The following is a 26,759-nucleotide window of genomic DNA, read 5'->3' on the forward strand; positions in this document are numbered from 1 at the left end:
TGAACCCGTATGAATCTTGAGGCCTATTCAGATTTTATTCGGAGTCCGGAGCCATGTAGTAATCATCCATGTTACTCTCGCGGTCCGTCACGACGATGTGGTCCACGCGTTCGACCATCTCATACTCCTCGATAGCCGTCACGAGCTCGTCGATTTCGCGGAGCGTCGGCGCCATCCCAACTGCGTACACGTCGTACGTACCAATCCCGCGGACGACGTGCCAGAACCGCATCTCCGCGAGCCGGTCGAACGTCGCGTCCTTCGCACCCGGTTCGTCAACCGCCTCCACGGCGATGCGAACGATCTCCCAGCTCACGTTCTCCGGGTCGAGCAGGAAGAACACCGTCGTCATCTCCAGGAGGTTCGACACCCGATACCGGATGCCCTCGGTCGACATCTCGTAGCCCGCCTCCTCTAATTTGGCCGCTATCTCCGAGTAGGGCGCACGGGGGTCCGCCGCCAGAATCTGGAGGATGCGGCTGTCGATGTCGTCGACGTTGTCGAATCGTGAGCTATCCATACTGCCGCGTACTCGCGCGTCGGTCTTGAAACGGCGGGTTGCAGAAAACTCAGTGGAAACCGCGTCACGCTCGTTTCCAGCGAACCACCCGCCAAAGGCTGCCACAATCCGAGGCTTTTAAACTCCACTTTCCCACCGTGCAGGTGCATGGGACGCGACAAGCGGTACGACCACTACGAGTCGTACGACTATCTCGACGATGACGCCTACGAACAGTTCGACCTCCCCGACGTTCACGCCGGTTTCGACCCTTACGAAGTCCCGCTGAGCGACGACGAGGAAGCCCGCCTCAACACCGTACTCGAGGACGCTGTTATCTCTCTCCACGACCATCCGTTCTACTTCCCCGAACACCTCGCCGAGGACATCCAGGACTACATCCGCGCCGGCCGCGCGCGAACCGCGTTCAGAGCACTCTCCGAGACGCCGCTCGACGCCGTGTTCGACATGCACCTCGACGGCCTCTCCCACATCCACTCCCACCACGGCTGGAAATGGAGCGAAATCGTCCACGACGTGACGATGCGCGCCGCCGACATCCAGCACTCCGACTACGGGATTCGCGCGAGCGGCATCGAGGACATCGAACGCGCCCGCGAGAACGGCCAACTCGCGTTCGTCCCCGCGCTCGAATCCGCGGCGATGATAGAGAACGAACTCGACCGCCTCGACCAGCTCTACGGCATGGGTATCCGGTCCATCGGCGTGACGTACGACGCCTCGAACAGCCTCGGTGCCGGGAAAGGCGGCGTCTACGAGATAGACGGCGGCCTCACGACGTTCGGCGTGGACGCCATCGCGCGCATGAACGACCTCGGCCTCGCGGTCAGCACCAGTCACGCGAGTAAGCAGACTACGCTCGACGTGTGCGACGTGACGGACGAACCGATATTCGACACGCACGCGCTCGCACAGGGCGCCGGCATGGGGAAACGCGGCACGAGCGACGAGGAACTCGAAGCGATTGCCGCCACTGGCGGCGTCATCGGCCTGCTCTCCTCCGCCCATCTCCCGTCCATCGACGAGTACATGGAGCACTTCGAGTATCTCGTGGACCTCGTGGGTATCGACCACGTCGCGTTCGGCCCGGACGTCCTGTACGGCGACCACACCGAGTTGCTCCGCGTGCTCGCCGCCGACCAGGGCGTCGAACTCCCCGATTCCACCCTCCAGACCGAGTACGTTCGCGGTCTTGAGAACCCAACGGAAGCCTGGCAGAACATCCCGCGCTGGCTCGTGAAGGAGGGCTACTCCGATCGCGATATGGAGAAAGTGCTCGGCGAGAACATCCTCCGCGTGCTCAACGAGACGTGGGTGTGACGGCACACTGACTCCGTCGAACGAGCGCGGCGGAGCGCGTAGCCGTCGGCTCGTCGACCATCGACGCCGGCACGCGAACGACTAAGTGGACGCCCGCGAAAATGACGTGTAGTAGTGACTTCATTATTCACTGTAGTACGCGGCCGTCCGTCTCCATCCTGCGTGTTGTCGTCCGTGGCTGTGAACGCGTAACGCAGAACTCTTTTGACTGACCAGTCAGTAAGTACGGGTAACAAATGGCTCTCACACACGTCCTGACGAGACCGCCCTCCATCAGTGACCCACCCACAGCGACGGCCGAGGTGGCGGGCTAATGGGTGTCCGCCAACAGATAGAGCGAGTGTTCAAGGGTCCCGAGGAGTTCGACCTCACGTCCGGCAGCATCGGCAAACCCCTCTTCTACCTCTCGCTGCCCATCGTCATCACGAACCTCTTCCAGACCGCGTACAATCTCGCGGACACCTTCTGGCTCGGCCAGTACAACACCGACGCCTTGGCCGCCATCAGCTTCGCGTTCCCGATGGTGTTCCTCCTCATCTCCCTCGGAATGGGTATCTCCGTCGCCGGCAGCGTCCTCGTCGCCCAGTTCACGGGCGCGGGCGAGGAACGCGAAGCCGAATACGCCGCCTCCCAGACCATCACGTTCGCGGTCATCGTCTCCATCGTGCTCGGCGTCATCGGCTACTTCTTCGTCAGTGACTTCCTCTCCGTGATGGGCGCGTCCGCGGACGTGCTCCCGCTCGCTACCAGCTACATGGAAGTCATCTCGCTCGGCCTCCTCTTCATGTTCGGGTTCGCCGTCTTCGTCGCCCTCATGCGCGGCTACGGCGACACCATTACACCGATGCTCGTCATGTTCGGGAGCGTCGTCCTCAACATCATTCTCGACCCCTTCCTCATCTTCGGCTGGACGGTTGTCGAGAACGCCCCCCTCGTCGGCACGATAGCGTTCCCCGAACTCGGCATCCAGGGCGCCGCCATCGCCACCGTCTTCTCGCGCGCGCTCGCGCTCGTCGTCGGCCTCGCCATCATGTTCCGCGGGCGTCGCGGCGTCCAAATCAACATCCGCGACATGGCGCCGGACTTCGACTACCTCCGCCGGCTCGTCCGCATCGGCGGCCCCGCCTCAATCGAGGGGAGCGGGCGCGCCATCTCGATGAACCTCCTCCTGTTTATCGTCGCGTTCTTCCCCGACGCGGTCGTCGCCGCCTACGGCGTCGGCACCCGCGTGTTCTCCGTCATCTTCCTCCCCGCCATCGCCATCTCCCGGGGCGTCGAAACCATGACCGGCCAGAACATCGGCGCCGACCAGCCCGACCGCGCCGCCGCGGCCGCCGACCTCGCGAGCAAAGTGCTGTTCGTCGTGCTCGCGCTCGCCGGCCTCGTCGTGTTCGCGTTCCCCGAACCCATCATCTCCGCGTTCGTCGGCGCGGACCAGGCGAACGCCGACCAAGTCGTCTCCGTCGGCGCCGAGTTCCTCCGGTACGTCGCGCTCACGTTCGGCTTCATCGGCGTGACGCAAGCCTACGTCGGGAGCTTCCGCGGCGCCGGAAAGACCCTTACCGCCGCCGTCATCTCCGTCGTGGTTCTCGGCCTCGTCCGCTTCCCCATCGCGTGGATCGCGTCCGACCCGCTCGGCGAAACCGGCATCTGGGTCGCGTTCGCCGTCTCGAACGTTCTCGGCGGCATCCTCGCCTACGCGTGGTATCAGCGGGGAACGTGGCGGGACGCCGACCTCACCGAAGAGCGCGTCGACACTGACGAGGTCGCCGCGACGGACGACTAAACGGTGTCGACGAAGGTCGCGTCCGCGGACGTCTTCCCCTGATTGAACGAGAGTATTTTCGCGCGGATGACGTCCCCTTCCGCGACCGAGTCCGGAACATCTTCCGTGAACACCACGAATCCCTCGACTTTCCCGACGGCGACGCGCTCGCCGGAGTGATGGTCGCTGAACTCCGTAATACCGAACTCGTACGCTTCGCCGAGCTCGACGGGTGGTTCGCGTTCCTGTGCCTCCGCGTGCGCGCGTTTTGACTCCCGTACGTCCTCGGACGACTGCCGCCACAGGAAGACGCCAGCGCCACCGACCAACACCACGCCGACAGCACCGAGTGCGATGAGCGTCGTCGTATCCATACCGCCGTAACGAAACCCGCCACGAAAACTCCTACGACCGCGCGTCGCTACTCCGCGGCAGCCTTGAGAACCTGGGGAATAATGAGCAGTTCTACGACCGCGAGCACGAACAGCATCGTCTGCACAATCCCTTCGGCGAAGGTGAACGCGATTGCGAAGATGATGACTGCGGAACTCGCGCCCATACCGTACCGAACCAGTGGACTCCGGAGGGCAGATGCCATGCGCGAACCACTTTCAGACTCGAAAAAGAGCGTTCCGGTACACGGCCGCCAGCACTGCCAGCCCCAAGTATAGTTATGGAGTATAACTATACGATATAGTCTAGTTTGCTAGCTCCGTCTCGATTACCTCCAGCACGGCAGCCGGAGTGAGGGGCACAGACGGACATCACCCGTCTGTTCGGCCACACTGCCCGCGGAGGGCCGCCGTTCGAAGGCGGCTGTACTCGTCGACTACTCTAGGTCGTATCCCCACTCGCGAAGCACGTCCGCGATGAGGTCGGGATTGCGCTGTGCGACCACCATCGCCGCCTCCCGGTAGTCCGACTTGTACACTTTCTCGTCGAGCAGGTCCTCCAGTTCCGCCTGCAGGTCGTCCTCGCCCGCAATCACCTCCTCGCGTAGGAAGTACGGCACCTGCTCGCGGCCCTCGTTCACCTTGTCCCGGCGGAGCTTGTACGGAATCGAACTCATCGACGGCCGGTCGTCACCCGCCTCCTCGCCCTCGCTTCCCGACGCGTCCGCAGCCTCAACCGCATTGTCCACCTCGCTCGTCGTCGGTTCGGACTGCTCGCCAGCCTCCGCCTCGCGCTCGTTCGACTCCGCCTCTTCGTCGTCGAGGCCGGCGTCACGAGACCCGGATTTGAGCCCCATTACGCGGTCACCTCCTCGGGCGCGCCGAGGCCAGCCTCCTGTTCGAGGTGGCGGGCGAGCTCCTCGAACTGCTCGAGCGTCTCGAGTTCGTACTCGCGCTCTCGCCCCCGATGCTCTTCGATATAGCGAAATGGACTACATTGCTGGTTCCAGCAGCCCTCCATCAGCGAACTCCGCTCCCCGATGACGACCGGTACCGGGAACCCCTGTGCTCGCAGGTCCTCCAGGATTTCTCGCTGGTCGCGGGTGTTCTTGAACCCGAGCGGAAGCACGGCGAGCACGCCCACGTCGACGCCGAGGTTCTCCTCCAATCCGTCAACCAGGTCGTCCAATCCATCGATTGACTCCTGGCCCTTCGCGGTCGCTTCGAACGGGATGACGACGTTCCGCACCGCGACCAACGCGTTGTAGAGAACCGGCCCCGCCTTCCCCGCAGTGTCAACAATAATCACGTCGTACTCGTCGCGGACGTTCGCATCGGTGAGCACGCGGTGAAGCTGGTGGTACATACTGAAGGATTCGCCGAGGCGTTCGGCCTGCTGTTTCTCGTTGAGCAGGAACTCGTGAACGTCTTCGAGCATGTTGTGCGACGGGACGAGGTCGACGCCCGCCTCGACCTCGTGTGTGAGGTCGGCGAAGTCGCCCTTCGGCCGGCGGACGAGGTGTCGAACGAGATTGTCCGCCTCCGGATCGCCTCTGTCGTAGTCCGGCCCGAAGAAGTACGTCAGACTCCCGTTCTGGGTGTCCATGTCTATCGCGAGGACGTTCCGGCCGTTCCGCGCGTGACTGACCGCAAGCGTCGCGGCGGTCGTGGTCTTCCCCACGCCGCCCGCCTCCGACACCGGGGTGTACGTCAGCATACACGCATAGAGATATCCCCCACTCATAAAGATTAGTCACAACTAACAACGACGACATACGAATATACCATATAGCTATACTTCACAACTACACTATTAAATGCCGCCGTCATCCGTCCTGTCCCCAGTATCGATGAGTTTAGTGGGCAAAGAAGACTCCGAGAACAACCTCCAAAGTACAATAGCTATATCCTATAGCTATACATCTCAACTATAGACTATATCTGGTCTGTATACGTGAGCATCCGGTAGTGATGCACCACCCGGCTACATCGGACTCTGGCTAACGGAAGGGACAACGCCCGCTCGCACGGGCGCGCGACAGTACTCCGACCGGCGTGGCGAACCCAAAGAGTACCAGACGGACCGAGTCCTATCTGTCTGTGTAACATCCGCCGCGCTCACAAGTCCTGCACGCGCGTTCGCGAGCCCTCGCAGCTCGCCGGTAGACTCGAACAACCTCATAAATCTATTACCACTATATCAACTCGCCCTGATGGCGGGTATCAGTCGTGACCGCAGTCAGTTCGAACTCGTCGCCACCGACGTGCTCTACTAACAGTCTGCGAGGAGCCCCACCAACGAACGTGCAGCCTCACTACGTAGATAGTGGGTGCGTCGAGGACCGCGATTAGAGGTCGGTGACGCGGCGGTACTCGTCGTCGAGCGCCTGCGCGTCCTCCGGAAGGAGGGCGACGACCAGATGCGGGACGAACTCCTCGAAGTATTCGACCAGTGCTGCGATCCGGTTCGAGTCGATGGCCTCCAGTGAATCCAGGAGCATGAACGGCACCGTCTCGTGAACGTCGTGCACAAGGTAGCCAGCGAGGGCGAACACGAGTCCGGTCACGTTCCGCTCGCTCTCGCTCAAGTGGTCGATGGTGTCCTCGTACGTCGCCCCGGAACTCGTGGACCGAATCACGTGCAGGTCGAAGGCCGACTTCGTCGTCTTCCGTCGGCCCTCCCGAACACTCTGTTCGGTGCGTTCGAGCCAGATTCGGTCGAGGTTCTCGTACCCGAGTCGCGCCAGCACGTCGTCCATGTGGGCGTTGAACGCGTCGACTGCGTCCCGTTCCAGACGCTCGATCTTCGTTCGCTCGTGCTTCAAGTCTTCTCGCACCGCCGCGAGTCGCTCCTCGATATCGTCCTCGTCGGCAAGGCGGTCCTCGATGTCCGCAATCTCCTCTTCGACACGTTCGAGTTCGTTCTCCGTCCGGCCGATATCGTACTCCAGTTGGTTCGCTTCCTTGTGCAGGTCGAGCACCTCGCTGTACGTCTCGTCGTCCCGGGCCTCGACTTCGTCCTCCAGCGCCTCGATTTCAGCCGTCACGTCCTCCCGGCGGTCGGTCAACTGTTCGATGGCGTCCGCCGTCCGTTCGAGTTCGTCGTCGGTCTCCTCCAGCTCGCGTTCGAGCGACTCTCGTCGCTGCTGTTCGCGCTCTCCCTCCCGCTTCTTCGCTTTCACGTCCGCAAGCTCGTCCTCTATCTCTCGAACGTCCGCGAGCTTCTCCTGCATCGACTCCCGTAGGCGTTCGACCGTCGCCTCGATCTGGTCGGTCTCGACCGTGCTCCCGCACGTCCAGCACTCGACCTCCCGGTCGGCGACGAGCCGGTCCGTCACAGACCCGCTGTCGTCCAGCGCGGTGAATCCGCCGTCCGTCGCGGCGTCGAGCTGGTCCTCGTTGAACGAGACGATACTCTGCAGTTCGTCCACGTCGGCTTCGAGCGACTGCTTCCGCGAGCGGAGGCGTTCGATGGTCTCCTCAAGCTCTTGCTGGTCGGCGGCCGGCGACTCGGGGAGGTCGTCGAGTTCGTCCTCTAGCTCCCGTTTCTCAGCGCGCAGCTCCTCGCGGCTCTCCTTTTCGGTCTCGATGTCGTATCGAATCTCTTCGAGTGTATCCCGTTTCTCCCGGAGGTCGGCCAGCCGCTCTTCGAGCTCCTGTTTTTCCGCGCGCTGGGTCTCAACGTCCGCATCCTGGGCTTCCAGTTCGTCCTCGACGCGTTCGAGTTCCGTGCGTTTCTCCTCGATATCGTCCGTGAGCTGTCTTCGTTCCTCCTCGAGTCCGGGGAGGTCGGACTTCAGCGAGTCGAGTTCGTCGAGTTCGTCCTGTAGCCGCTCCCGTTCGCTGGTGAGGCGTTCGATTTCGCGCTCGATTTCGTCGGTGTCGACGGGACGCATAATCAGGTCGCGGAGGTCGTCGCGGCGCGCGACCGCCTGCCGTGCGTCGTTCGATTCGAGGAGGAACGCGAAGAGGTCGGCGACCGTCGGGTCGTCGAGGTACGGGTCGCCGCCGGTGGTGACCTGGCCGTTCTGGCGGGTGAACTGTCGTGTGTACGTTTCGTCGCCGATGGCGAGTTCGACCTGTCCCTTGTCCGCATCACCCTTGAGCGACGCGTCGTCGCTGCCGAGCGCGGCCATTATCGCGTGGAGGAAGGACGTGCGGTTCGTCGCGTTCCGTCCCGCGAGGACTGTAACGCCCGCTGGGAGCGTCACGGAGGTTTCGGTGATGCCCCCGACGTTCTCGACCGCCACGGTCGCTGTCTCCTGACTCTGGTTCGTGTTCATTTGTAGTAACGGTTCTTCGCCGGGATGTACAATAAACTACGCCCTCTCGCCCGAATAGAATAACAAGCGTACTGGTGTTATTCACAGTCGCAGCCGCCGCGGTCGAGGAGTTCGCTGACCTCGTACTGCGCGCCACAGTCCTCGCACACAACCCGAACGTTCACCAGGGTGCGGAACTCCCCGAGCGTCACCTCCTCGCCCGCCAGACTGTCGAGCTTGCTCTCCGTTACCGACTGCAACCGGCCCTGAAGTTGCTGAATTGTGCGGCGCCGGTCCGCGACCGACGCCCCAGACGGCGAGTATTCCGCGCCACGTCCGTCTTTCAGGTACGAGCGCACGGCCTGATACGTGACAAACGACGATTCCAGGTCGTCGACATCCACGCCCTCGCGTTCGAGCCGCCGGCGCGCCCGCGTCCGACTCGCGCTACGAACGTCGTCGTCGGTCAGCACGCGATACGTGTTCTCGACCTCTCCGTCGAGCGGCTGTGCGTCCGCGTCGGCGAGCACCGACGCCAACAGCTCCCGGTTGAAGTAGTCCGCGAGGTCGCGCAGGCTCATCCGCCGGTCGCCCGTTGCCGTCCATCGGTCCTCCAGTTCGGCGCCCAGTCCGGTCAGGTCGTACTCGTCGATGAGGCGCGCGACCTTCCCTGACGGTCGGCTCCCGTCGTCCGCGTCAGTCATACACGTCTCTCACCGGCCTGTCCGTATTACTCTTCCTCTCCCGACCGCGTTCGTTCCGTGATACGGAACGGTTACGAGTGAGCGATGTTGAGTTCGAGTTCGTTCGCCGTCCCCAACAGGAGCGTCGGAAGCTCGTCCTCGAAGCGCTCGCCCGTGAACCGATGGCTCGGACCGGAAACGCTCAGTCCGCCGATAACGCCGCCGTCGGGGTTCCGAACGGGCACGCCGACCGCGTGCAGGCCGTCGAGGTTCTCCTCGCGATTGAACGCGTACCCGCGCTCCCGAATTTCGTCGAGTTCACGCCGGAGTTCGTCCTCGTCAGTCACGGTCTCAGATGTCACCTCCGTCACCCCCATCTGTTCGATGATACGGGACACCGTCTCGGGTGGCATCGCCGCCAGCATCGCCTTCCCCGACGCCGTCGAGTGCAGCGGGATGCGCTTCCCGATACCCGGGTCCGTCCGCACGGCGCGGCTCCCCAGCGCGCGATGAATGTACACCGCTTCCCCGTGCTCCTCAACGAGGAACTGGGCGCGCTCGTCCGTCTCCTCGGCGAGTTCCTCGACCTTCTCCTTCGCGAGCTGGTACCCGCGGCGTCGGTTCCGCGCGTCCTCGCCGAGTTCGAGGAACCGAAGCCCGACGTAGTAGCCGCCGTCGCTCACGACGTACCCTCGCTGTTCGAGCGTCGCAAGGTGTCTGTGTACCGTACTCTTCGCGTAGTCGAGTTCCGACGCGGCCCCGGAGACGGTGACGCCACCGGCCTGATGAATGTGTTCTACGATATCGAACAGCGTCTCGACGGAGCCGACCGAATCCACACCGTCCGACGCGTCGTTTCCAGCCATATTCGCCCCTTCCTCGCCCAGATACTTAACGTTCCGCATGGCCGAACAGCATTCGGTGGTGAACGTTTATCACGGTCGCCGCGCGACACCCAGCCATGCCTACCCCCGAGACGACGCTCAGCGAGTTCGTCACCGACCTCGACTACGACGACATCCCGGTCGACGCCCGCGACACCGTCCAGCGCGCGTTCCTCGACACAGTCGGCGTCACCCTGGCCGGCGCGCACGACGACGCCGGCGAGACCGCCTTCCGAACCGACGGCGTCACGCCCGACGACGCCCTCACTATTCTCGGTCTCGGCACCGATCGACCGGCAACGAAGCGCGCGCTCCACACCGGCACCGCCAGCCACGCGCTCGACTACGACGACCTCGCGTGGGCAATGGACGGCCACCCCAGCGTCACCCTCGTCCCCCCGATTCTCGCGCTCGCCGCCGACAGCGACGCGACCGGCCGCGACCTCGTCACCGCGTTCGCCGCCGGCTTCGAACTCGAATGCGCGCTCGCCGCACCAATCAGTCCCGACCACTACGAGGACGGCTGGCACGCCACCGCCACGTTCGGCGCGTTCGGCGCGACCGCCGCCGCAGCATCTCTCCTCGACCTCACCGTATCGGAGACCAAGCACGCGCTCAACACCGCCGCGTCCACGCCCGCCGGCCTCAAACGCAACTTCGGGTCGATGACGAAACCCCTCCACGCCGGCCTCTGCGCGCGCTCCGGCGTCACCGCCGCCCGCCTCGCCCGCGAAGGCTTCACCGCCGATCCGACCGCTATCAGCAGCGACCGCGGGTTCTGGGACCTCTACGGCCCCGCCGTCCGCGACGAGTTCACGTTCGGCCCCGACACGTGGGCGCTCGAAGAGCGCGGCATTCACGTCAAGTACTACCCCTGCTGTTACTTCACCCACACCAGCATCGCCGGCACCGCCGCGCTCGTCGACGAAAACAACATCAACCCCAGCGACATCGAACGCATCCACGTCCGCGTCGCTCAGGGTGCGGCCGACGCCCTCCACCACGCAGACCCCGACACCGGCCTCGAAGCGAAGTTCTCGATGGAATACACGGTCGCGAGCGCCGCCGTCCGCGACCGCGTCGGCCTCACCGCGTTCGACGACGACGCAATCGACGACCCCGCCGTCCAGCGCGTCCGTGAGCGCGTCGACTTCGCGGTTGATGACGACCTTCACTACGACTCCCACGAGGCGCACGTCCGCATCGACACGGCCGATGACAGCTACGAGCGCCTGCAGGAGAACCCGCCCGGCACCCACGACAACCCCCTCACGGACGCCGAACTCCGCGCGAAGTTCGACGAATGCGCGCGCCGCGCTGTCCCGGAGGAGACGGCGGACGCCCTCGAGGACATCTTCACTGCCCTCGCCGACTGTGACAACGTCGCCAATGCGGTTCGCAATGCGTCCCATCCATAGGTTTAAGCCAGTCCCACAGTCATGAGTGAACGTTCAATGGTAGACAGAGACACGGTCCAGCTGACCGACCAGCAACGACTGGTCCGCGACTCCATCCGCGACATCTGCGGGGACTTCGACCAGTCCTACTGGCGCCAGCAGGACAAGCAGGGCGAGTACCCTCACGAGTTCGCGAACGAACTCGCTGACGGCGGGTGGTTCGGCGCGCTCCTCCCCGAGGAGTACGGGGGCGCCGGCATGGGAACCGAGGAAGTCGTCGTGATGATGGAGGAAATCGCGGCGTCCGGCGGCGGATTCAGTGCCGCGCAGGCGGTGCATGGCGGCATCTACAACTCCGTCCCGCTCGTGAAGTACGGGAGCGAGGAGATGAAGAAGGACCTCCTGCCGCGGGTCGCGGCCGGCGACACGTCGATTCAGGCGTTCGGGCTTACCGAACCGAACGCCGGCTCCGACTCCACGTCCATCGAAACCCGTGCGGTTCGCGAGGGTGACGAGTACGTCGTGAACGGCCAGAAAATATGGATCTCCCGTGTCGACGCGAGCGACTACCTCGTCCTCATGGCCCGCACAACCCCGAAATCCGAGGTCAAGAAGCGGACCCGCGGACTGACGATGTTCCTCGTTCCCCTGGAGGAGGCGTACGACCAGGGCGGGCTCGAAATCGAACAGATAGACAAGACCGCGAGCAACTTCGTGCACTCCTACGAGCTGTTCTTCGAGGACCTCCGCCTCCCCGCCGAGAACGTCATCGGCGAGGAAGGAAACGGGTTCTACCAGATGCTCGACGGCCTGAACGAGGAACGCCTCGCTATCGCCGCCGAGTGCATCGGCCTCGGGGAAGCCGCCATCGAAGCCGGTGTCTCGTACGCGAACGAGCGCGAGGTGTTCGGCAGCGCTATCGGGTCGAATCAGGCCATCCAGCACCCGCTCGCGGAGGCGCATTCGCGCGTACAGGCCGCGAAGGGAATGGTGTACAGCGCCGCCAGCGAGGTCGAAAGCGGCAATCAGAAGGACGTGGGAGCGCGCGCGAACATGTCGAAGTTCCTCGCCGCGGACGCCGCGTTCGACGCCGCGGACGCCGCCGTGCAGACCCACGGCGGGTTCGGCATCGCCCGCGAGTACGACGTGGAGCGGTTCTTCCGCGAGGCACGGCTCACCCGATTAGTCCCCATCACCCAGCAGCTCGCGTTGAACTACATCGGCGAGAACGTCCTCGGACTCCCCCGCTCATACTAATGTCCGACACACGCATTCAGGCCGGCTGGCAGGGTCGGTTCTACGAGGACTTCGAGACGGGCGACGTGTATAAACACCCGTACGGCAGAACGGTGACGGAGACCGACGACGTGTGGTTCACGAATCTCACGATGAACGTGAACCCGATGCACTTCAACGAGGCGTACGCGTCGGAGACCGAGTTCGGCGAACGCCTCGTCAACGGCACGTTCGTCATCGCGCTGGCGGTGGGGATGAGCGTGGTGGACGTGTCGATGAACGCCACCGCCAACCTCGGATACGACGACATCCGCCACCACGGTCCGGTGTTCCACGGGGACACTATCTTCGCCGAGTCCGAAGTCGTCTCGAAGCGGGAGTCGAAAAGCCGGGAGCACGTCGGCATGGTCACCACCGAACTCCGCGCGTACAACCAGGACGGCGACCTCGTTCTCTCCCTCGAACGCACGCCGATGGTGCTCAAGCGCGAGCACGCGGACGTATCGCCCGAACAGCCGCCCGGGTGGCCCGAGGGCGTCGGCAGTCAGCCGAGTGAGGGTGATGACTGACCGACTCGTCGGCGACCTACCCGTTCGGGACGCCGCGGACGTTGCCAAAACCATCCCCGCGAACGGCGAACTCGTCGTGAGTGGGTTCGGGAGCGTCGGCTACCCGAAAGCCCTCCCGCTCGCGCTCGCCGACTCGGCGCGCGACCTCGAACTCACGGTCGTGAGCGGCGGGAGCGTCGGCGCGGAAATCGACGTGGCCCTCGTGGAATCAGGCGCAATCGCCCGGCGCTTTCCCTACCAGGCCCGGCCGCCCGCCCGCGAAGCCGTCAACGACGGCCGCATCGAGTTCCACGACCGAAACATCAGCACGCTCGGCGACGAGGTCGAGTTCGGCCACCTCGTCGACGCGGACGTCGCCGTCGTCGAAGCGCTCGCCGTCGGGCCGGACTGGCTGATCCCCACGTCCAGCATCGGCCAGACGCCGGCGTTCGTCGCGGGCGCGGACGAGCTCGTCGTCGAACTCAATCACTCCGTCCCCGAGACGGTCCGGGAGTTCCACGACATCTACCGCGTCGATCTGCCGCCGAACCGGGAGCCGATTCCGCTCACCGACCCCGGCGACCGCATCGGCGACGACCGCATCACGTTCGACCCCGAGAAACTCACGGCAGTCGTGGAGACGGACCGCCGCGACCAGCCCTACGAGTTCCGCAACCCCACCGACGACGACGAGGGTATCGCCGACAACCTCGGCGCGTTCCTTGAAACCGAAGTCGCGGACTCCCCGCTGTTCGAGGACTCTCTCCGCATCCAGTTCGGCGTCGGCAGCCTCGGGAACGCCCTTATGGGCGCGCTCGGCGACGCGGACTTCGGCGACCGCGACCTCGTCTACTTCGGCGAAGTCATTCAGGACGGCCTGCTCGACCTGCTCGACGACGGCGAACTCGACTCAGCGAGCGCGACCTCGCTCGCGCTCTCCCGCGACGGCCAGGACCGCCTCTACGAGCACGCCGAGCGGTACGCCGAGGACATCGTTCTCCGCCCCGCGGACGTGTCGAACAACCCCGCGCTCATCGACCGGTTCGGCGTCGTCGGCGTGAACAGCGCGCTCGAAGTCGACCTGTTCGGGCACGTGAACTCCACGCACGTTAACGGTAACTACGCCATGAACGGCGTCGGCGGGAGCGCGGACTTCAACCGGAACGCTGCCATCGCCGTGCTCGCACTTCCCTCCACGGCCGCGGGCGGCGACATCTCCCGCGTCGTCCCGATGGTTCCGCACACGGACCACACTGAACACGACATCGACGTGGTCGTCACCGAACAGGGCGTCACCGACCTCCGCGGGAACTCGCCGCGCGAGACCGCGGAATCGCTCGTGGAGAACTGCGCGCACCCCGACTTCCGGGACGGCCTCCGCGAGTACCTCGACCGCGGCCTCGACTGCGGCGGCCACATCCCCCACCACCTCGAAACCGCGCTCGACTGGCACATCGACCGCTGAAAACAACCGGGAGGCGCCCGCCACTTTCTCGCGCGGCGTTCAGAACTCGTGGTCGCGGAGGTCGTCGTGCGTCGCGCCGTTCGAAATCTTCTCCCCGATGAGCAGTTCCTCCGAGAGCAGCGACTCCGCGGTCTCCGCGACCGCTTTCGCGTGGTCGCTCGGCACGACGACGATACCGGTCGCGTCCGCCACCACGATGTCGTCGCGTTCGACCGCCTGTCCGTCGAGAGTAATGGGGTCGTTTGTCGCCGCGACCCGCATCCGTCGCTGGCCCGTCAGCGGCGTCGTTCCCGAACTGAACACGGGGAAGTCGCCCGCGCGGATGTCGTCCGCGTCCCGGACGCGGCCGTTCGTCACGACGCCCACGACGCCCGCCCCGTGTCCGAGCCGCGACGCCATCCCACCCCAGCAGGAGAGGTCATCGGGGCTGCCCAACACGAGCACGCGGTCGGATTCCATCGCGTCGAACATCGCGTTCGGGAAGTTCGTCGCGTCGTCCGTCTCCACGCGCTCGAACCGGACGGTCGTTGCGCGCCCGACCGCCGTGTGTGTCGGCGAGACGGGCGTGATGTCGGTGACGACCCCCTCGACGCCGTGCTGGTCGAGCGCGTCGGAGACGAGGCTCGTGTCGAACTTCCGGTAACGGGACGTAACATCGTCCATACCTCCCCCTCACCGCGGGGCACCTTGAATCTTTAGCGGGCGGCCGCCGCCAGGCCCGGGTAGAGAAAGGACTAAGCGGGCCGGGGATGGGTGTTGTGTATGGCCCACACGGGAAGCGACTACGTTCTAGATGCACTCGCGAGTGAAGGCGTCGAGAAACTGTTCGGACTTATCGGCGAGGGGAACGCGCACTTCCTCGACCGAACCAGCGACCACGACATCCCATTCCGGTACGCTCGCCACGAACAGGTCGCCGTCTCGATGGCGGACGGCTACGCGCGCACCACCGGGGACGTCGGCGTCTGCACGCTCACGCACGGTCCCGGCGTCACGAACGGTGCGACCGGGCTCGCTATCGCGGAGAGCGATAACGTCCCGCTCGTCGTGCTCGTCGGCGACGTGGACGGTCCCGGCCACGAGAACTCGCTCCAGTACCTCGACCACCTCGCGTTCACGGACAAGATCACCGTCTACGGCACCCGCGCCGCATCGCCCGCGGAACTCCCCGGGACGCTCGCGAAGGCGTTCGATACGGCACGCACCGAACGCGGCCCCGTCGTCGTCGAACTCCCCGGGAGCGTTCAGGAGGCCGACGCGCCCGCCGAGGACTACCATCCCATCGACCGGCCGCCCCAGCAGGTCCGCCCCGACCCCGCCCGGCTGGACGAAGCCGTCTCCCTGCTCGCCGACGCCGAGGCGCCGCTCGTCCTCGCCGGTGGCGGTGCCGGCCCGTTCGGTGACGCCGTCGCCGACCTCGCGGAGCACGTCGGCGCCCCAATCGTCACGACGTTCTACGCGAAGGGCATGCTCGGCCACGACCACCCGTTCCTCGCGGGCATCGGCGGGACGTTCATGACGCCCGCCGCCGGCGAAGCGGCCGAAGCCGCCGACGTGGTGCTCGCACTCGGCGCGCAGCTCTCGGGGAAGACGACGCGGTACGGCGCGCTCTACGACGACGCCGACGTCATCCAGGTGGATATCGACCACGGCGCCATCGCCACGCACGCCGACCCCGCGGTGAAGGTCGTCGGGGACGCGGAGTCGACCGCGGTCGAACTCCGCGAGCGCCTCCCGGCGAACCGCGAGCGCGCTGCGGACGTTCGGGACGCCATCGCGTCCGCGGACGACCCGCAGGCGGGGCCGTTCCATGCGACGGAGGACACCGTCGACCCGGCCGAACTCACCGTCGAACTCGCCGACCACCTCCCCGGTGACGAGGTCGTCACCGTCGACTCCGGAAACAACACCGGGTTTCCGCCGGTCTACCACGACCTCAACCGCGGCGGCCGCATGCTCGCGAACGGAAACTTCGGCACGATGGGGTACGCGCTCCCCGCCGCGCTCGGCGCGAGCGTCGCCGACGACACCACGCCCTCGGTGTGTTACATCGGTGACGGCGCGTTCCTGCAGGTGATTCAGGACATCGAGACGGCGGTCCGGTTCAACCTTCCCGTGCTCGTCGTCGTCTACAACGACGAGAGCTACGGCATCATCCGGCACCGCCAGAACCTCGACTTCGACCGAGCGACCGCCGCGGAGTACGAGAGCCCGGACTTCGCCGCTATCGCGCGCGGGTTCGGCGCCGAAGCCGTGACAGTCCGTGACCTCGACGACCTCGACGCGGTCGCCGAGTACCTCGACGCCCCTGACGGGCCGATGGTCGTCGACGCGCGCACGAACCCCGCCGTCTCCCGCCCCGGGTTCCCGCCGTACTGAGTACTCGACGGATTTAACTGCACAACCGCGACAGGGTACCGCATGCCACGCATCGAACGGGACGCACTCGTCGACTTCGTCTCCACCCTCATCCGTGAGCTCGGCGCCGACCCGGACGCGGCAACCGACATGGCGACCTCGCTGGTCGCGGCGGACGCACGCGGCCACCACTCGCACGGTGTTCGCGCACTCCCCGCGAAGTACTACCCGGAGATTCAGGACGACAAAATTCGACCGGGTGCCACGCCCGACCGCCAAGAAACGGGGGCGTTCTCCGGGCTCGTTCAGGGGAACCTCGGGTTCGGCCAGCTCGCCGGCCGCCACGCGACCGACCTCGCCGTCGAGAAAGCCGCCGAACACGGCGTCGGTGTCGTCGGTATCGACGGCGTCTCTCACATCGGCCGCATCGGCGAGTGGGTCGAGCGCGCCGTCGCCCACGAGATGCTGTTCGCGGCATTCGTCTGCAATCCCGGCAGCCAGTACGTCGCACCCGCGGGGAGCGCGCAACCCCGGCTCTCCACCAACCCCATCGCGTTCGGCGTCCCGACCTACGACGCCCTCTCGTTCCCGCTCGTGCTCGACATCGCCACCAGCCAGGTCGCGCACGGGAAGGTCCGCGAGTACGCGGCGAGCGACGACACCGTTCCTTCGAACTGGCTCGTCGACGACGACGGCACGTCGCTCCGGGACGCCGGTGCGTTCGTCGACGGTGACGGCGGCGCAATCCTCCCGCTCGGCGGGTTCACCACCGGCCACAAGGGGTTCGGGCTGTCTGTGATGATGGAACTGTTCGCGTCCATCCTCAGCGACGGCGCGATTTCAGGTGGGGACGGCGACACGTGGGGGAACCGAGCCGTCTTCGTCGTCATCGACCCAACGCTTCACACGACCCGTGAGGGCGTCGAAGAACGCGTCGAAACTTTCGCCAGCTATCTCCGTGACACAGACTACTCCGCGCCCGTGAGTCCCGGTGACGCCGCCAGCGGCGACCGCGGCCTCCTCCCCGGTGAAGCCGAACACCGCACGCTCCGCGACACCCGAGAGAACGGTGTTTCCATCGTCGACGTGGACGCCGCATTACTCCGCGAACTCGCCGCTGAACTGAACGCCGCGGACGCCGTTCCGCCCGCGCTCGACAGCTGAGAGTCCCTGCAAGCGACGCCCCCTCCCCCCACCCCAACACTTACGCCGCGGGTTTCCGAACGCGCTACCACGATGGAACTAGACTTCTCCGACCAGACGCAGATGCTTCGCCGCGAGATTCGGCGGTTCGTCGACGACGAGTTCCGGCCGATACTCAACAGCGTCGACGACAAAATCGAGCGGTACCACGACCTCGACCCCGACAATCCCGAACTCACGGACAACGTCCGCCCGCACCCGATCAAGATTCCGAGCGAGGACCGCGAGCGCCTCCGCGAACGCGCGAAGGACGCGGGGTTCTGGGCGATGGGCGTTCCCGAGGAGTACGGCGGCGGCGGCCTGAGCCTCGTCGAGCGCTGCGTCGTCCTGGAGGAACTGTCGAAGCACGAGATGGGGCTCTACCAGCCCGGTCTCGGCGTCATCGAACTCGGCCCCGGACTGACCGTCGGCGAACCCACGGCGTACCTCGACAGCGCGAACCAGGACCAGATAGACCGGTTCTTCCAGCCGTGCATCGACGGCGACGCGCAGAGCTGTTTCGCGCTCACCGAACCCGCCGCCGGCTCCGACCCGCGCGGGATGGAGACGCGCGCCGAGAAGGACGGCGACGAGTGGATCATCAACGGCACGAAACACTACATCTCGTGGGCGGGCGACGCCGACTTCCTCATCCTGTTCGCCCGCACGGAACCGAAGACCGACAACATCAACGACCACGGTATCACGACCTTCCTCGTGCCGGCGGACGACCCCGGAATCTCGATGCGGTCGATTCCCGTCATCCGCCCCGAGTACCCGTTCGAGGTCACGGTCTCGGACGTTCGCGTCCCCGCGGAGAACGTCCTTGGTGAGGTCGGCGGGGGACTCAGCATCGCCAAGGAGTGCCTCGGCGAGTCCCGCGTCCTGTACGCCGCGAACTGCCTCGGCCCCATCCAGGAGTCCGTCGAGATGGGTGTCGACTGGGCGAACGACCGCGTCGTCGGCGGCGACCCGCTCGCCAGCAAGCAGGCCGTCCAGTGGAAGATCGCGAAGTCCGCGGTCGACTTCCAGTCCGCGAAGTACGCCGTCTACCACGCCGCCGACGCGTACGACGACGGCGACGACATCCGCCACGAGTCCTCAATGGCGAAGTACCGCGCCACCGAAACCCTCTGGGAGGTGCTCGACCGCATGGTCCAGATACACGGCGGGATGGGCGTCGACGCCGACCTCCCGCTCGAACGCTGGCTGCGGGAGGCGCGCGTCCGCCGCATCGGCGAAGGCCCGACAGAAATACACCTCAAGACCATCGCCCGTAACCTCCTCAGCGGCTACGAGGACGTCGACCCCCTCCCGCTCGACTGAGGTATCCGGGGGATTCATATCACCGCTTGGCGTCGTTAGTGTAGATGTCGAGACTTTCGAGTCTCGCGCAGGCTGACCTGCCGGACGACTACCAGTACTTGCTCTCCGACGACGCGATGGGCGAGATTAACCTCCTCTGCGTGATGGCGAACAATCCCGACGCGCTCCAGGCGTACATGCGGTACGGTTCCGCGCTCTGGCGTGACTGCGGTTTGAACGGCGCGGACGTAGAACGCGTCATCCTCGCGGTCGCGCGGGAACTCGACGCCGAGTACGAGTGGCACCAACACTACCCCATCGCGCGCAGCGAAGGCGTGCCGTCCGGGGAGATACGCGCGCTCGCCGACGGCACCACGGACGCCCTCTCGTCGCGGGTCGACGCGCTCACGACGTACGCGCAAGCCGTCGCCGACGACGCCGTGGACGACGCCGTGTTCGCGGCCGCGGCGGAGTTCCTCGACGACGCCACGCTGGTCGGCGTGACGCTGCTCGCGACGCACTACCTCGCGACCCAGCGATTCATCAGCGCACTCGACGTACCCATCGAGGAGTCGTTCGTCGGCTGGACGCCCCGAACCTGAGAAGGATTATAGGCCCCCTCGCCCAACCCTCCCGGTATGGCAGACCGCGTACTCGTCGAACGGGAGAACAGCGTCGCCACCATCACCGTCAACCGCCCGGAGAAGAACAACGCGATGGACGTGCCCACTCGGAAGGCGCTCCGGAGCGCGTTCGAGGAGGTCTCGCACGACGACTCCCGCGCCGTCGTGCTCCGCGGCGCCGGGGGCGGCGCGTTCATCGCGGGCGGCGACCTCGATTCGTTCGCGGAGTTCGACCACATAGACGCCATAGAGTACGTCACAGAGTACGCGCAGGGCCTCTACAACTACGTCGCGGACCTCTCGAAACCGACGGTCGCGGCGGTCGACGGTCCCGCACTCGGTGGCGGCACCGAAATCGCGCTCGCGTGCGACATCCGCCTCGCGTCCGAGGACGCGCTGTTCGGGCTTCCCGAGGTCACGCTCGGCGTCATCCCCGCGGGCGGCGGCACCCAGCGCCTCGCGCAGGCCGTCGGTGCCGGGATGGCGAAGGAACTCGTCCTCACCGGCCGCGTCGTCGAACCCGCGGAGGCCGACGACATCGGGCTCGTGAACCACATCTACGGGAGCGACGAGTTCGAGGACGCAGTCGACGCGATGGCCGACCGACTCACGAGTCAGGCGCCGGTCGCACAGCGCCTCGCGAAGGAGGCCATGAATCGCGGGCTCAATCAGGACGCTGGCCTCGACCTCGAACGGCTCGCGGGCGCGTTCGTCTTCGGGACCGAGGACGCGGAGGAAGGGATCGACGCGTTCCGCGAAAACCGCGACGCGGAGTTCACCGGCCGCTGAGCTGTCCGGTGCGCGGTTGCAAGAAAAGAGCGTCGGAGGCGTATGGACGGTTACTCGCGGGACGCCTCGGTGAGGCCGTCGCTCCACGCGTCGTTGTCCTTGTAGTACTGCGCCGCACCCGGGTGGATTTCGAACGCGTCGACGGCGGAGGCGTGCATGTCGCTCGTCGACTCGAAGTCGACGAACTGGGGCGCAGTCTCGTTCACGGCGCTGTTGTGTTCGTCCACAACCCGGCAGAGCTCGTAGACGGCGTCGTCGCTCGCGGTCGGGTTGAACATGAAGTTACACTGGATGTCCCAGGTGAACAGGGTGTCCGTCCCGATGTCCTGGTTCCCGAGCGGCATGTTGCTGTACTCGATGGTGGACGTACCCGCGCCGCTGTACGCCTCTCCCGACTCGCGGAGTGCATCCGTGGGCTCGACGTAGTGGACGTCGACGCGGGAGGCGATCTGCGTGACCCAACCGGTGTAGCCCGCGCCGGGTGCGCCGTACGCGATACACGCGTCGATGCTGCCCTCCTCCATCGCACCGGGGGCGTCCTCGACGCTGAGGTCAATGATGTTCATCTGCTCGTAGATATCCGCTGTCGGCTCCTGCGACCACACGTCGATGGATGTTGCGCGCGTGGAGTAGCCGGGTTCGGCCGGGTAGACGTTCTTTCCGGCGAGGTCGTCGAACGTCTCGATGTCCGTCCCGTCACGCGCGATGAGGTAAATGTTGTACGGGAACCCGTAGAACCCGAACCAGGGGATGCTGTCCACGCCCTGCTCCGCGAACGACCCGCGGCCGTCGGCGGCCTTCACGAGCGAGTTGTTGTCCGTGATACCGGCGTTGAACTGGCCCTGGTCCATCCGGCGGATAGTGCCGATGAAACCGGGGCTCTCGATCGTCGCGTAGTCGAGACTGTCGCTGTTGTTCGTCGCGACCTGCTCGACTGCGAGACCGATTTCCTTCGTGCCGCCGGCGGACGTGCCGACGCGAAGCGTCATGTCGCTGCCGCCGTCGCTGTCGCCGCCGCTCGTACACCCGGCCAATCCGAGCGCACCCACAGCTGCTGAGCCGTACAAGAACTCCCGTCGGTCGATGGATCGCTCTACCATAGACGTTCGTCAGAGCTCGCCGTGCTTGGTAATACCTTTCCCTTGGTTACGAGTACCAAAAGTAGAAATTTAGGAATATGTGTTGTATATACGCCCTTATATCTAGAAATCAACGGTTCGCACGCGTCCGTTCGTCGCGCAAATCGTGGCGTCGCCGTCGCCTTCCGTCGCAGAAAGAGTTATTGTGGCCTGCTCTCCCATACCAGTATGGCCGACATCGAGAGCCACGACCAGTTCATCGACGGTGAGTTCGTCCCCTCTGAGAGCGACGACCGCGCCAAGGTCGAGTTCCCGTACGACGGCGAACCATGGGCGACCGTCCCCTTCGGCACCGCCGGCGACGTCGACCGCGCCGTCACAGCCGCGCGAAACGCCTTCGAACGCGACGACTGGGGCGGCATCCACCCGAGCGAACGCGCCAGCCTCCTCCGCGACGTCGCCGCCACCATCGACGAGCACGCCGACGAACTCGCCGAACTCGAAACACGGCAGAACGGGAAACTCATCCGCGAGATGCGCGGACAGATGAACTCGCTCGGCGACTGGTTCCGGTACTACGCCAGCCAGTGCGAGACCCGCGAGGGCGACACTATCCCCGTCGAGAGCAAGGACGGCGAGATGTTCAACTACGTCGTCGAGGAACCCTACGGCGTCGTCGGCGCCATCACCCCCTGGAACTCCCCGCTCCTCCTCACGACGTTCAAACTCGCGCCCGCGCTCGCCGCCGGCTGCACGTTCGTCCACAAACCCAGCACGCAAACGCCCGTGAGCGCGCTCCGCCTCGCCGAACTTCTCCACGAGGAAGCCGGCCTCCCCGCCGGCGTCTACAACGTCGTCACCGGCAGCGGCAGCACCGTCGGCGATGCGCTCATCAACCACGACGGCGTCGACAAGGCCTCCTTCACCGGGAGCACCAGTGTCGGCCGCCACATCGGGAAGTCGGCGGGCGAGAACCTCATCCCCGCCTCGCTGGAACTCGGCGGGAAAAGCCCGAACATCGTCTTCGACGACGCGAACCTCGACAACGCCATCAACGGCGTCATCAAGGGTATCTTCGCCGCGACCGGTCAGACCTGTCTCGCGGGCTCGCGCGTGTTCCTCCACGAGGACATCGCCGACGAGTTCGTCGACCGGCTCACCGAACGCGCCCGCGACATCGACCTCGGCGACCCCCGCGACCCCGAGACCGAGATGGGGCCGGTCGCCTTCCGCGGACAGTGGGAGACCGACCGCGAGTACATTCAGACCGCGCTCGAAGAGGGCGCAACCCTCCGGTTCGGCGGCCACCAGCCCGACGACCTCCCCGGCGAATGCTTCCTCGAACCGACCATCCTCACCGACGTGGAGAACGACATGACCGTCGCCCAGGATGAGATATTCGGCCCGGTCGCCAGCATCCTCACGTTCAGCGACGAGGACGCTCTCGTCGAGCGCGCGAACGACACCGACTTCGGCCTCGCCGCGGGCATCTGGACCGAGGACTTCCGGAAAGCCCACCGAGTCGCCGACGCTCTCGAAGCGGGAACCATCTGGATTAACGAGTACCGCACCCTCACCTACAACTCACCGTTCGGCGGGTACAAGGACAGCGGTCTCGGCCGCGAGAACGGACGCGAAGGGCTCGAAGAGTACATGCAGACGAAGAGCGTCTGGGTCGACCTCGCGGGCGAAGTCGAGGACCCGTTCACGCTCGGATAGCCCTGACTCCGCTTCCGTCCGGCGTTGTCGATACCCCTACGCCTTTGACCCCGTGCGGAGAACGTCGCGGTAATGACATGGGTTGGCAGGCTGTTCGGGCGGAACGCGAGCATGGTTCACGACGACGAATTCCGCCTCCTCCTCGCGGCGAACGCCATCGGCGCGCTCGGCACCGCACTCGTCTCCCCGCTCCTGAACTCGCTCACCGGTCCGTTCGGCGTGTCCGCCGCCGAAATCGGCCTGCTCGTCACCGCCGTCGGCGCGCCGTCCATCTTCCTCATTCCGGTTTCGGGCGTCATCGCCGACCGCATCGGCCGGAAACCCGTCCTCATCACTGGTCTCGTCCTCTTCGGCGGCGCCGGCGCAGCCATCGCTCTCACGACCGATTTCACCGTCGTGCTCGCGCTCCGCGCGCTCCAGGGCGTCGGGTTCGCGGGCGTCACGCCGATTATCATCACGTCCTTCGGCGACCTCTACACGGACGACACGGAGGCCACCGCGCAGGGCATCAGGTTCGGCGTCACCGGCCTCTCCCAGGCCGTCTTCCCCGCCATCGCTGGCGCCGTCGTGGTAGCCGCCTGGCAGTACCCGTTCCTCATCTACGCGCTCGCCATCCCAATCGCCGCCCTCATCTGGCTGTTCTTCGACGAACCCGCAGACCACGGCCGTGACGCCGACACAGACACGTCCCACGAGACGGGGTACGGCCGCGGCCTCGCAGCGCTCGCAACCCACCCGCATGCCGCCGCGTACCTGCTCGCGCGAGCCATCGTCGCGATGCCCTTCTTCGCCTTCCTCACGTACAACTCGCTCGTTATCGGCCGTCTTCAGGGCGGGTCGGCGAGCCAGGCCGGCCTGCTCGTCGCCGCGTTCAGCATGGTCTACGCCGCGACGTCCACGCAGGCCGGCCGCATCACCGCGTGGTTCGACCACGACGCCGTCCCGCTGGTCAGCGCGAACATCCTGCTCGGCGGCGGCCTTGTGACGTTCGCGCTCACGTCCGCTGTCCCGCTCGCCGTCCCGTCCGTCGTCGCGATGGGCGTCGGCGTCGGCATCACGTTCTCGCTCTACCGCAGCATCATCACCGGCGTCGCACCGCCCCGGTTCCGCGGCGGCCTCGTCAGCCTCTCCGAGTCCGGCGCGCGCACCGTTGCCACGCTCACGCCCGTCGCCATCGGCGCGCTCCTCACGGTCCTCGAACCGTCGCTCGGACGCGCGGACGCCCTTCGCTGGATTCTCGTCGGCGCGGGCGGCGTCGCCGTGCTCGTCGGCGTCGCGAGCGTTCTCCTGGCGCACACCACCACGGCCCCCGAGGGAGCGACCGCGTACTCCGCCGACTAACGCCAACGGTTAACACGACCCGACCAGTGGACTGCGTATGGACCTCAATATCGAGGGGAGCGCGGCGCTCGTTACAGCATCCAGCAGCGGCCTCGGAAAGGCCTCGGCGAAGGCGCTCGCTCAGGAGGGCGTGAACGTCGCCATCAACGGCCGCCGCCGGACCGTTCTCGAAGACACCGCAACTGAACTCCGCGACATCGCACCGGCGGGCACGGCAATCCTCCCCGTTCAGGCCGACCTCACGGAGGAAGAAGACATCGAGACGCTCGTGGAGACGACGGTGGACGAGTTCGGCGGTCTCGACCACCTCGTCACGTCCGCCGGCGGCCCGCCCTCTGGTCCGTTTCTCGAGACGACGGACGAGGACTGGTACGACGCGTACGACCTCCTCGTGATGAGCGTCGTCCGCACCGTCCGCGAAGCCACCGACCACCTCCAGAGCGGTGACGGGGGAACCATCGTCAACATCACGTCGCGGACGGTCAAGCAGGCCGTCGACCAGATGGTGCTCTCGAACTCCGTCCGCATGGGCGTTATCGGCCTGGAGAAGACGCTCTCCACGGAGCTCGCGCCCGAAGTGCGCGCGAACGCCGTCCTTCCCGGGTCGCACGAGACCTCGCGCATCACCGACCTCGTCAAACAGGGCGTCGAGCGCGGCGACTACGCGGACTACCAGGACGGCATCGACGACCGCGTCACCGAAGTCCCGCTCGACCGACTCGGCACCACAGCGGAGTTCGGTTCCACCGTCGCGTTCCTCTCCTCTCCGCGCTCGGGATACATCAACGGCGCCGCGATGCCCGTCGACGGCGGGTCGATGGGCGCGAACCTCTAATCGTCGTATACGGCCGGGTTGACGACCGTCGTCGGCCGCCCGCCGCCGAGCACCGTCCGGACTTTCTCCGCCGCGAGCCGCGCACCGCGTTCGAGGTAGCCGTCGGTCACGCCGGCGACGTGCGGCGTCGCGATGACGTTCGGGTGCGTGAGCAGCGGGTGGTCGGGCGCGGGTGGCTCCGCGGACAACACGTCCACGACCACGCCCGCGAGCCGGTCGTTCTCGACGGCGTCGGCGAGCGCGTCCTCGTCGACGACGCCGCCGCGCGCGACGTTGATGAGGTAGCCGCCGTCGAGCGCTGCGAGTTCGTCGGAACCGATGAGGTGGTGGGTGTCGTCCGTGAGCGGCGTGTGCAGCGACACCAGTTCCGCGCGCTCAACGAGCTCCGCGATATCCACGAGTTCGATGCCCGCGTCCTCCACCTGGTCACGGGAGTACCGCGGATAGATGCAGGAGTCGGTGCGGTCGCCCGCGACGTACGGGTCGTACCCAAGCACGGTCGCGCCCTCTGCGCTCGCGCGCTCCGCCACGTCGAACCCGATGGTGCCGAGGCCGACGACGCCGACCGTCGTCCGCCCGAGCTCCCGCTCCATGCCCTTTGCGGCCTGCCACTCGCCACCCGTGGTCCGCTCGTGAATCCCGAAAAGGTTCCGCAGCAGCATCGTCATCGACGCGACCGTGTACTCCACCACCGCCGGTCCCGGCGCGCCCGGTGAGTGCGTGACGACGACGCCGTGGTCGGTCGCCGCGTCAAGGTCGACGCGGTCGTACCCTGACCCGTACACCGCGAGCACGTCCAGGGACGGCGCGCCCTCGAACAGTGCGCGGTCGGCGACGCCCGGCCGCAGGACGAGCGCGTTGTGACCGTCCGCCGCCGCGGCAACCTCCGCACCCGACCCCCGTTCGAGCCCGTCCGCGTCGATTTCGTACGTCTCGACGGTCCAGTCGTCGGGGAGTTCCGCCGTCAGCACGTCCGCGCGGACGGGACGCGACTCGCTGGTCGTCACTAACACCGAATGCATGTTCTTCCAGCGTGCCCGCACCAGTATGAAGATT

Annotated in this window: 25 protein-coding genes; 14 read left to right on the plus strand and 11 right to left on the minus strand. The window is 65.9% G+C overall.

The window, feature by feature from the left end; genetic code table 11:
* Window positions 1-34: 34 nt before the first annotated feature.
* Entirely contained in the window at window positions 35-520 is a 486-nt protein-coding gene (locus U3A55_RS06995) for an Lrp/AsnC family transcriptional regulator (protein WP_330990766.1), read from the minus strand.
* A 147-nt stretch (window positions 521-667) separates the two neighbouring features.
* Here U3A55_RS06995 and U3A55_RS07000 point away from each other — a divergent pair, with 147 nt between their 5' ends.
* Entirely contained in the window at window positions 668-1,840 is a 1,173-nt protein-coding gene (locus U3A55_RS07000) for a membrane dipeptidase (RefSeq protein WP_330990767.1), read from the plus strand.
* Window positions 1,841-2,153: 313 nt separating this feature from the next.
* On the plus strand, window positions 2,154-3,626 hold the full coding sequence (locus U3A55_RS07005; protein WP_330990768.1) for an MATE family efflux transporter: 1,473 nt from the start codon (window positions 2,154-2,156) through the stop codon (window positions 3,624-3,626).
* On the opposite strand, the gene U3A55_RS07010 is transcribed toward U3A55_RS07005, so the two are convergent.
* The 7 genes from U3A55_RS07010 to U3A55_RS07040 form a co-directional block, all read right to left on the minus strand.
* A complete protein-coding gene (locus U3A55_RS07010; RefSeq protein ID WP_330990769.1) occupies window positions 3,623-3,979 on the minus strand; it encodes a TRAM domain-containing protein in 357 nt (118 codons plus the stop codon). The two genes, U3A55_RS07005 and U3A55_RS07010, sit on opposite strands and share 4 nt — an antisense overlap.
* 47 nt (window positions 3,980-4,026) lie before the next feature.
* Window positions 4,027-4,203: a hypothetical protein gene (locus U3A55_RS07015; protein WP_330990770.1), complete on the minus strand. Its 177-nt coding sequence runs from the start codon at window positions 4,201-4,203 to the stop codon at window positions 4,027-4,029.
* Between the two features lie 231 nt (window positions 4,204-4,434).
* Window positions 4,435-4,854 (minus strand): hypothetical protein, encoded by a 420-nt coding sequence (locus U3A55_RS07020; protein WP_330990771.1) that lies wholly within the window; start codon window positions 4,852-4,854, stop codon window positions 4,435-4,437.
* On the minus strand, window positions 4,854-5,714 hold the full coding sequence (locus U3A55_RS07025; protein ID WP_330990772.1) for a ParA family protein: 861 nt from the start codon (window positions 5,712-5,714) through the stop codon (window positions 4,854-4,856). Before U3A55_RS07025 ends, U3A55_RS07020 begins: the two co-directional genes overlap by 1 nt.
* 631 nt (window positions 5,715-6,345) lie before the next feature.
* Window positions 6,346-8,280, minus strand: coding sequence for an archaea-specific SMC-related protein (locus tag U3A55_RS07030; protein ID WP_330990773.1), 1,935 nt, complete (start codon window positions 8,278-8,280; stop codon window positions 6,346-6,348).
* A 77-nt stretch (window positions 8,281-8,357) separates the two neighbouring features.
* Entirely contained in the window at window positions 8,358-8,963 is a 606-nt protein-coding gene (gene rdfA / locus U3A55_RS07035; protein ID WP_330990774.1) for a rod-determining factor RdfA, read from the minus strand.
* Window positions 8,964-9,034: 71 nt separating this feature from the next.
* Window positions 9,035-9,808 (minus strand): IclR family transcriptional regulator, encoded by a 774-nt coding sequence (locus tag U3A55_RS07040; RefSeq protein WP_330990775.1) that lies wholly within the window; start codon window positions 9,806-9,808, stop codon window positions 9,035-9,037.
* Window positions 9,809-9,903: 95 nt separating this feature from the next.
* Here U3A55_RS07040 and U3A55_RS07045 point away from each other — a divergent pair, with 95 nt between their 5' ends.
* The 4 genes from U3A55_RS07045 to U3A55_RS07060 are packed head-to-tail and all read left to right on the plus strand — an operon-like array spanning window position 9,904 to window position 14,472.
* Window positions 9,904-11,244 (plus strand): MmgE/PrpD family protein, encoded by a 1,341-nt coding sequence (locus tag U3A55_RS07045; protein ID WP_330990776.1) that lies wholly within the window; start codon window positions 9,904-9,906, stop codon window positions 11,242-11,244.
* A gap of 36 nt (window positions 11,245-11,280) precedes the next feature.
* Entirely contained in the window at window positions 11,281-12,480 is a 1,200-nt protein-coding gene (locus U3A55_RS07050; protein ID WP_442978285.1) for an acyl-CoA dehydrogenase family protein, read from the plus strand.
* A complete protein-coding gene (locus U3A55_RS07055; protein ID WP_330990778.1) occupies window positions 12,480-13,028 on the plus strand; it encodes a MaoC family dehydratase in 549 nt (182 codons plus the stop codon). The genes U3A55_RS07050 and U3A55_RS07055 overlap by 1 nt, the downstream gene beginning before the upstream one ends.
* Window positions 13,021-14,472: an acetyl-CoA hydrolase/transferase C-terminal domain-containing protein gene (locus U3A55_RS07060; RefSeq protein ID WP_330990779.1), complete on the plus strand. Its 1,452-nt coding sequence runs from the start codon at window positions 13,021-13,023 to the stop codon at window positions 14,470-14,472. The genes U3A55_RS07055 and U3A55_RS07060 overlap by 8 nt, the downstream gene beginning before the upstream one ends.
* A gap of 39 nt (window positions 14,473-14,511) precedes the next feature.
* Here the strand turns inward: U3A55_RS07060 and U3A55_RS07065 are convergent, their stop codons facing one another.
* The gene (locus U3A55_RS07065) at window positions 14,512-15,135 is read right to left on the minus strand and encodes an RraA family protein (protein ID WP_330990780.1); all 624 of its coding nucleotides are present in this window, start codon (window positions 15,133-15,135) and stop codon (window positions 14,512-14,514) included.
* A 99-nt stretch (window positions 15,136-15,234) separates the two neighbouring features.
* On the opposite strand from U3A55_RS07065, the gene U3A55_RS07070 reads away from it, so the two are divergent.
* The 5 genes from U3A55_RS07070 (at window position 15,235) to U3A55_RS07090 (ending at window position 20,729) form a co-directional block, all read left to right on the plus strand.
* Window positions 15,235-16,851, plus strand: coding sequence for a thiamine pyrophosphate-binding protein (locus U3A55_RS07070; protein WP_330990781.1), 1,617 nt, complete (start codon window positions 15,235-15,237; stop codon window positions 16,849-16,851).
* A 42-nt stretch (window positions 16,852-16,893) separates the two neighbouring features.
* Window positions 16,894-17,994: an Ldh family oxidoreductase gene (locus U3A55_RS07075; RefSeq protein ID WP_330990782.1), complete on the plus strand. Its 1,101-nt coding sequence runs from the start codon at window positions 16,894-16,896 to the stop codon at window positions 17,992-17,994.
* A gap of 72 nt (window positions 17,995-18,066) precedes the next feature.
* Entirely contained in the window at window positions 18,067-19,338 is a 1,272-nt protein-coding gene (locus U3A55_RS07080; RefSeq protein WP_330990783.1) for an acyl-CoA dehydrogenase family protein, read from the plus strand.
* Between the two features lie 44 nt (window positions 19,339-19,382).
* Window positions 19,383-19,919 carry a carboxymuconolactone decarboxylase family protein gene (locus U3A55_RS07085; protein ID WP_330990784.1) on the plus strand — a complete coding sequence of 179 codons (537 nt, stop codon included), beginning with the start codon at window positions 19,383-19,385 and terminating at the stop codon, window positions 19,917-19,919.
* A gap of 36 nt (window positions 19,920-19,955) precedes the next feature.
* Window positions 19,956-20,729 (plus strand): enoyl-CoA hydratase/isomerase family protein, encoded by a 774-nt coding sequence (locus tag U3A55_RS07090; protein WP_330990785.1) that lies wholly within the window; start codon window positions 19,956-19,958, stop codon window positions 20,727-20,729.
* Window positions 20,730-20,779: 50 nt separating this feature from the next.
* On the opposite strand, the gene U3A55_RS07095 is transcribed toward U3A55_RS07090, so the two are convergent.
* Window positions 20,780-21,829 (minus strand): TAXI family TRAP transporter solute-binding subunit, encoded by a 1,050-nt coding sequence (locus U3A55_RS07095; protein WP_330990786.1) that lies wholly within the window; start codon window positions 21,827-21,829, stop codon window positions 20,780-20,782.
* Between the two features lie 207 nt (window positions 21,830-22,036).
* On the opposite strand from U3A55_RS07095, the gene U3A55_RS07100 reads away from it, so the two are divergent.
* From U3A55_RS07100 to U3A55_RS07110, 3 genes are all read left to right on the plus strand, one after another.
* The gene (locus U3A55_RS07100; RefSeq protein WP_330990787.1) at window positions 22,037-23,527 is read left to right on the plus strand and encodes an aldehyde dehydrogenase; all 1,491 of its coding nucleotides are present in this window, start codon (window positions 22,037-22,039) and stop codon (window positions 23,525-23,527) included.
* A 72-nt stretch (window positions 23,528-23,599) separates the two neighbouring features.
* Complete coding sequence (locus U3A55_RS07105; protein WP_330990788.1) at window positions 23,600-24,868, plus strand: MFS transporter; 1,269 nt, start codon at window positions 23,600-23,602, stop codon at window positions 24,866-24,868.
* Between the two features lie 37 nt (window positions 24,869-24,905).
* Window positions 24,906-25,703, plus strand: coding sequence for an SDR family oxidoreductase (locus tag U3A55_RS07110; RefSeq protein WP_330990789.1), 798 nt, complete (start codon window positions 24,906-24,908; stop codon window positions 25,701-25,703).
* Here U3A55_RS07110 and U3A55_RS07115 read toward each other — a convergent pair.
* Complete coding sequence (locus U3A55_RS07115) at window positions 25,700-26,725, minus strand: NAD(P)-dependent oxidoreductase (RefSeq protein WP_330990790.1); 1,026 nt, start codon at window positions 26,723-26,725, stop codon at window positions 25,700-25,702. The two genes, U3A55_RS07110 and U3A55_RS07115, sit on opposite strands and share 4 nt — an antisense overlap.
* Window positions 26,726-26,759: the final 34 nt, after the last annotated feature.

The sequence above is a fragment of the Salarchaeum sp. III genome (genome assembly GCF_036418315.1).
Taxonomy (GTDB): domain Archaea; phylum Halobacteriota; class Halobacteria; order Halobacteriales; family Halobacteriaceae; genus Salarchaeum.

What these genes read in the sequence shown, in the direction of transcription:
- U3A55_RS06995 (WP_330990766.1), bottom strand. Translation starts at nt 520, where the DNA reads ATGGATAGCTCACGATTCGACAACGTCGACGACATCGACAGCCGCATC.
- U3A55_RS07000 (WP_330990767.1), top strand. Translation starts at nt 668, where the DNA reads ATGGGACGCGACAAGCGGTACGACCACTACGAGTCGTACGACTATCTC.
- U3A55_RS07005 (WP_330990768.1), top strand. Translation starts at nt 2,154, where the DNA reads ATGGGTGTCCGCCAACAGATAGAGCGAGTGTTCAAGGGTCCCGAGGAG.
- U3A55_RS07010 (WP_330990769.1), bottom strand. Translation starts at nt 3,979, where the DNA reads ATGGATACGACGACGCTCATCGCACTCGGTGCTGTCGGCGTGGTGTTG.
- U3A55_RS07015 (WP_330990770.1), bottom strand. Translation starts at nt 4,203, where the DNA reads ATGGCATCTGCCCTCCGGAGTCCACTGGTTCGGTACGGTATGGGCGCG.
- U3A55_RS07020 (WP_330990771.1), bottom strand. Translation starts at nt 4,854, where the DNA reads ATGGGGCTCAAATCCGGGTCTCGTGACGCCGGCCTCGACGACGAAGAG.
- U3A55_RS07025 (WP_330990772.1), bottom strand. Translation starts at nt 5,714, where the DNA reads ATGCTGACGTACACCCCGGTGTCGGAGGCGGGCGGCGTGGGGAAGACC.
- U3A55_RS07030 (WP_330990773.1), bottom strand. Translation starts at nt 8,280, where the DNA reads ATGAACACGAACCAGAGTCAGGAGACAGCGACCGTGGCGGTCGAGAAC.
- rdfA (WP_330990774.1), bottom strand. Translation starts at nt 8,963, where the DNA reads ATGACTGACGCGGACGACGGGAGCCGACCGTCAGGGAAGGTCGCGCGC.
- U3A55_RS07040 (WP_330990775.1), bottom strand. Translation starts at nt 9,808, where the DNA reads ATGGCTGGAAACGACGCGTCGGACGGTGTGGATTCGGTCGGCTCCGTC.
- U3A55_RS07045 (WP_330990776.1), top strand. Translation starts at nt 9,904, where the DNA reads ATGCCTACCCCCGAGACGACGCTCAGCGAGTTCGTCACCGACCTCGAC.
- U3A55_RS07050 (WP_442978285.1), top strand. Translation starts at nt 11,281, where the DNA reads ATGGTAGACAGAGACACGGTCCAGCTGACCGACCAGCAACGACTGGTC.
- U3A55_RS07055 (WP_330990778.1), top strand. Translation starts at nt 12,480, where the DNA reads ATGTCCGACACACGCATTCAGGCCGGCTGGCAGGGTCGGTTCTACGAG.
- U3A55_RS07060 (WP_330990779.1), top strand. Translation starts at nt 13,021, where the DNA reads ATGACTGACCGACTCGTCGGCGACCTACCCGTTCGGGACGCCGCGGAC.
- U3A55_RS07065 (WP_330990780.1), bottom strand. Translation starts at nt 15,135, where the DNA reads ATGGACGATGTTACGTCCCGTTACCGGAAGTTCGACACGAGCCTCGTC.
- U3A55_RS07070 (WP_330990781.1), top strand. Translation starts at nt 15,235, where the DNA reads ATGGCCCACACGGGAAGCGACTACGTTCTAGATGCACTCGCGAGTGAA.
- U3A55_RS07075 (WP_330990782.1), top strand. Translation starts at nt 16,894, where the DNA reads ATGCCACGCATCGAACGGGACGCACTCGTCGACTTCGTCTCCACCCTC.
- U3A55_RS07080 (WP_330990783.1), top strand. Translation starts at nt 18,067, where the DNA reads ATGGAACTAGACTTCTCCGACCAGACGCAGATGCTTCGCCGCGAGATT.
- U3A55_RS07085 (WP_330990784.1), top strand. Translation starts at nt 19,383, where the DNA reads ATGTCGAGACTTTCGAGTCTCGCGCAGGCTGACCTGCCGGACGACTAC.
- U3A55_RS07090 (WP_330990785.1), top strand. Translation starts at nt 19,956, where the DNA reads ATGGCAGACCGCGTACTCGTCGAACGGGAGAACAGCGTCGCCACCATC.
- U3A55_RS07095 (WP_330990786.1), bottom strand. Translation starts at nt 21,829, where the DNA reads ATGGTAGAGCGATCCATCGACCGACGGGAGTTCTTGTACGGCTCAGCA.
- U3A55_RS07100 (WP_330990787.1), top strand. Translation starts at nt 22,037, where the DNA reads ATGGCCGACATCGAGAGCCACGACCAGTTCATCGACGGTGAGTTCGTC.
- U3A55_RS07105 (WP_330990788.1), top strand. Translation starts at nt 23,600, where the DNA reads ATGACATGGGTTGGCAGGCTGTTCGGGCGGAACGCGAGCATGGTTCAC.
- U3A55_RS07110 (WP_330990789.1), top strand. Translation starts at nt 24,906, where the DNA reads ATGGACCTCAATATCGAGGGGAGCGCGGCGCTCGTTACAGCATCCAGC.
- U3A55_RS07115 (WP_330990790.1), bottom strand. Translation starts at nt 26,725, where the DNA reads ATGCATTCGGTGTTAGTGACGACCAGCGAGTCGCGTCCCGTCCGCGCG.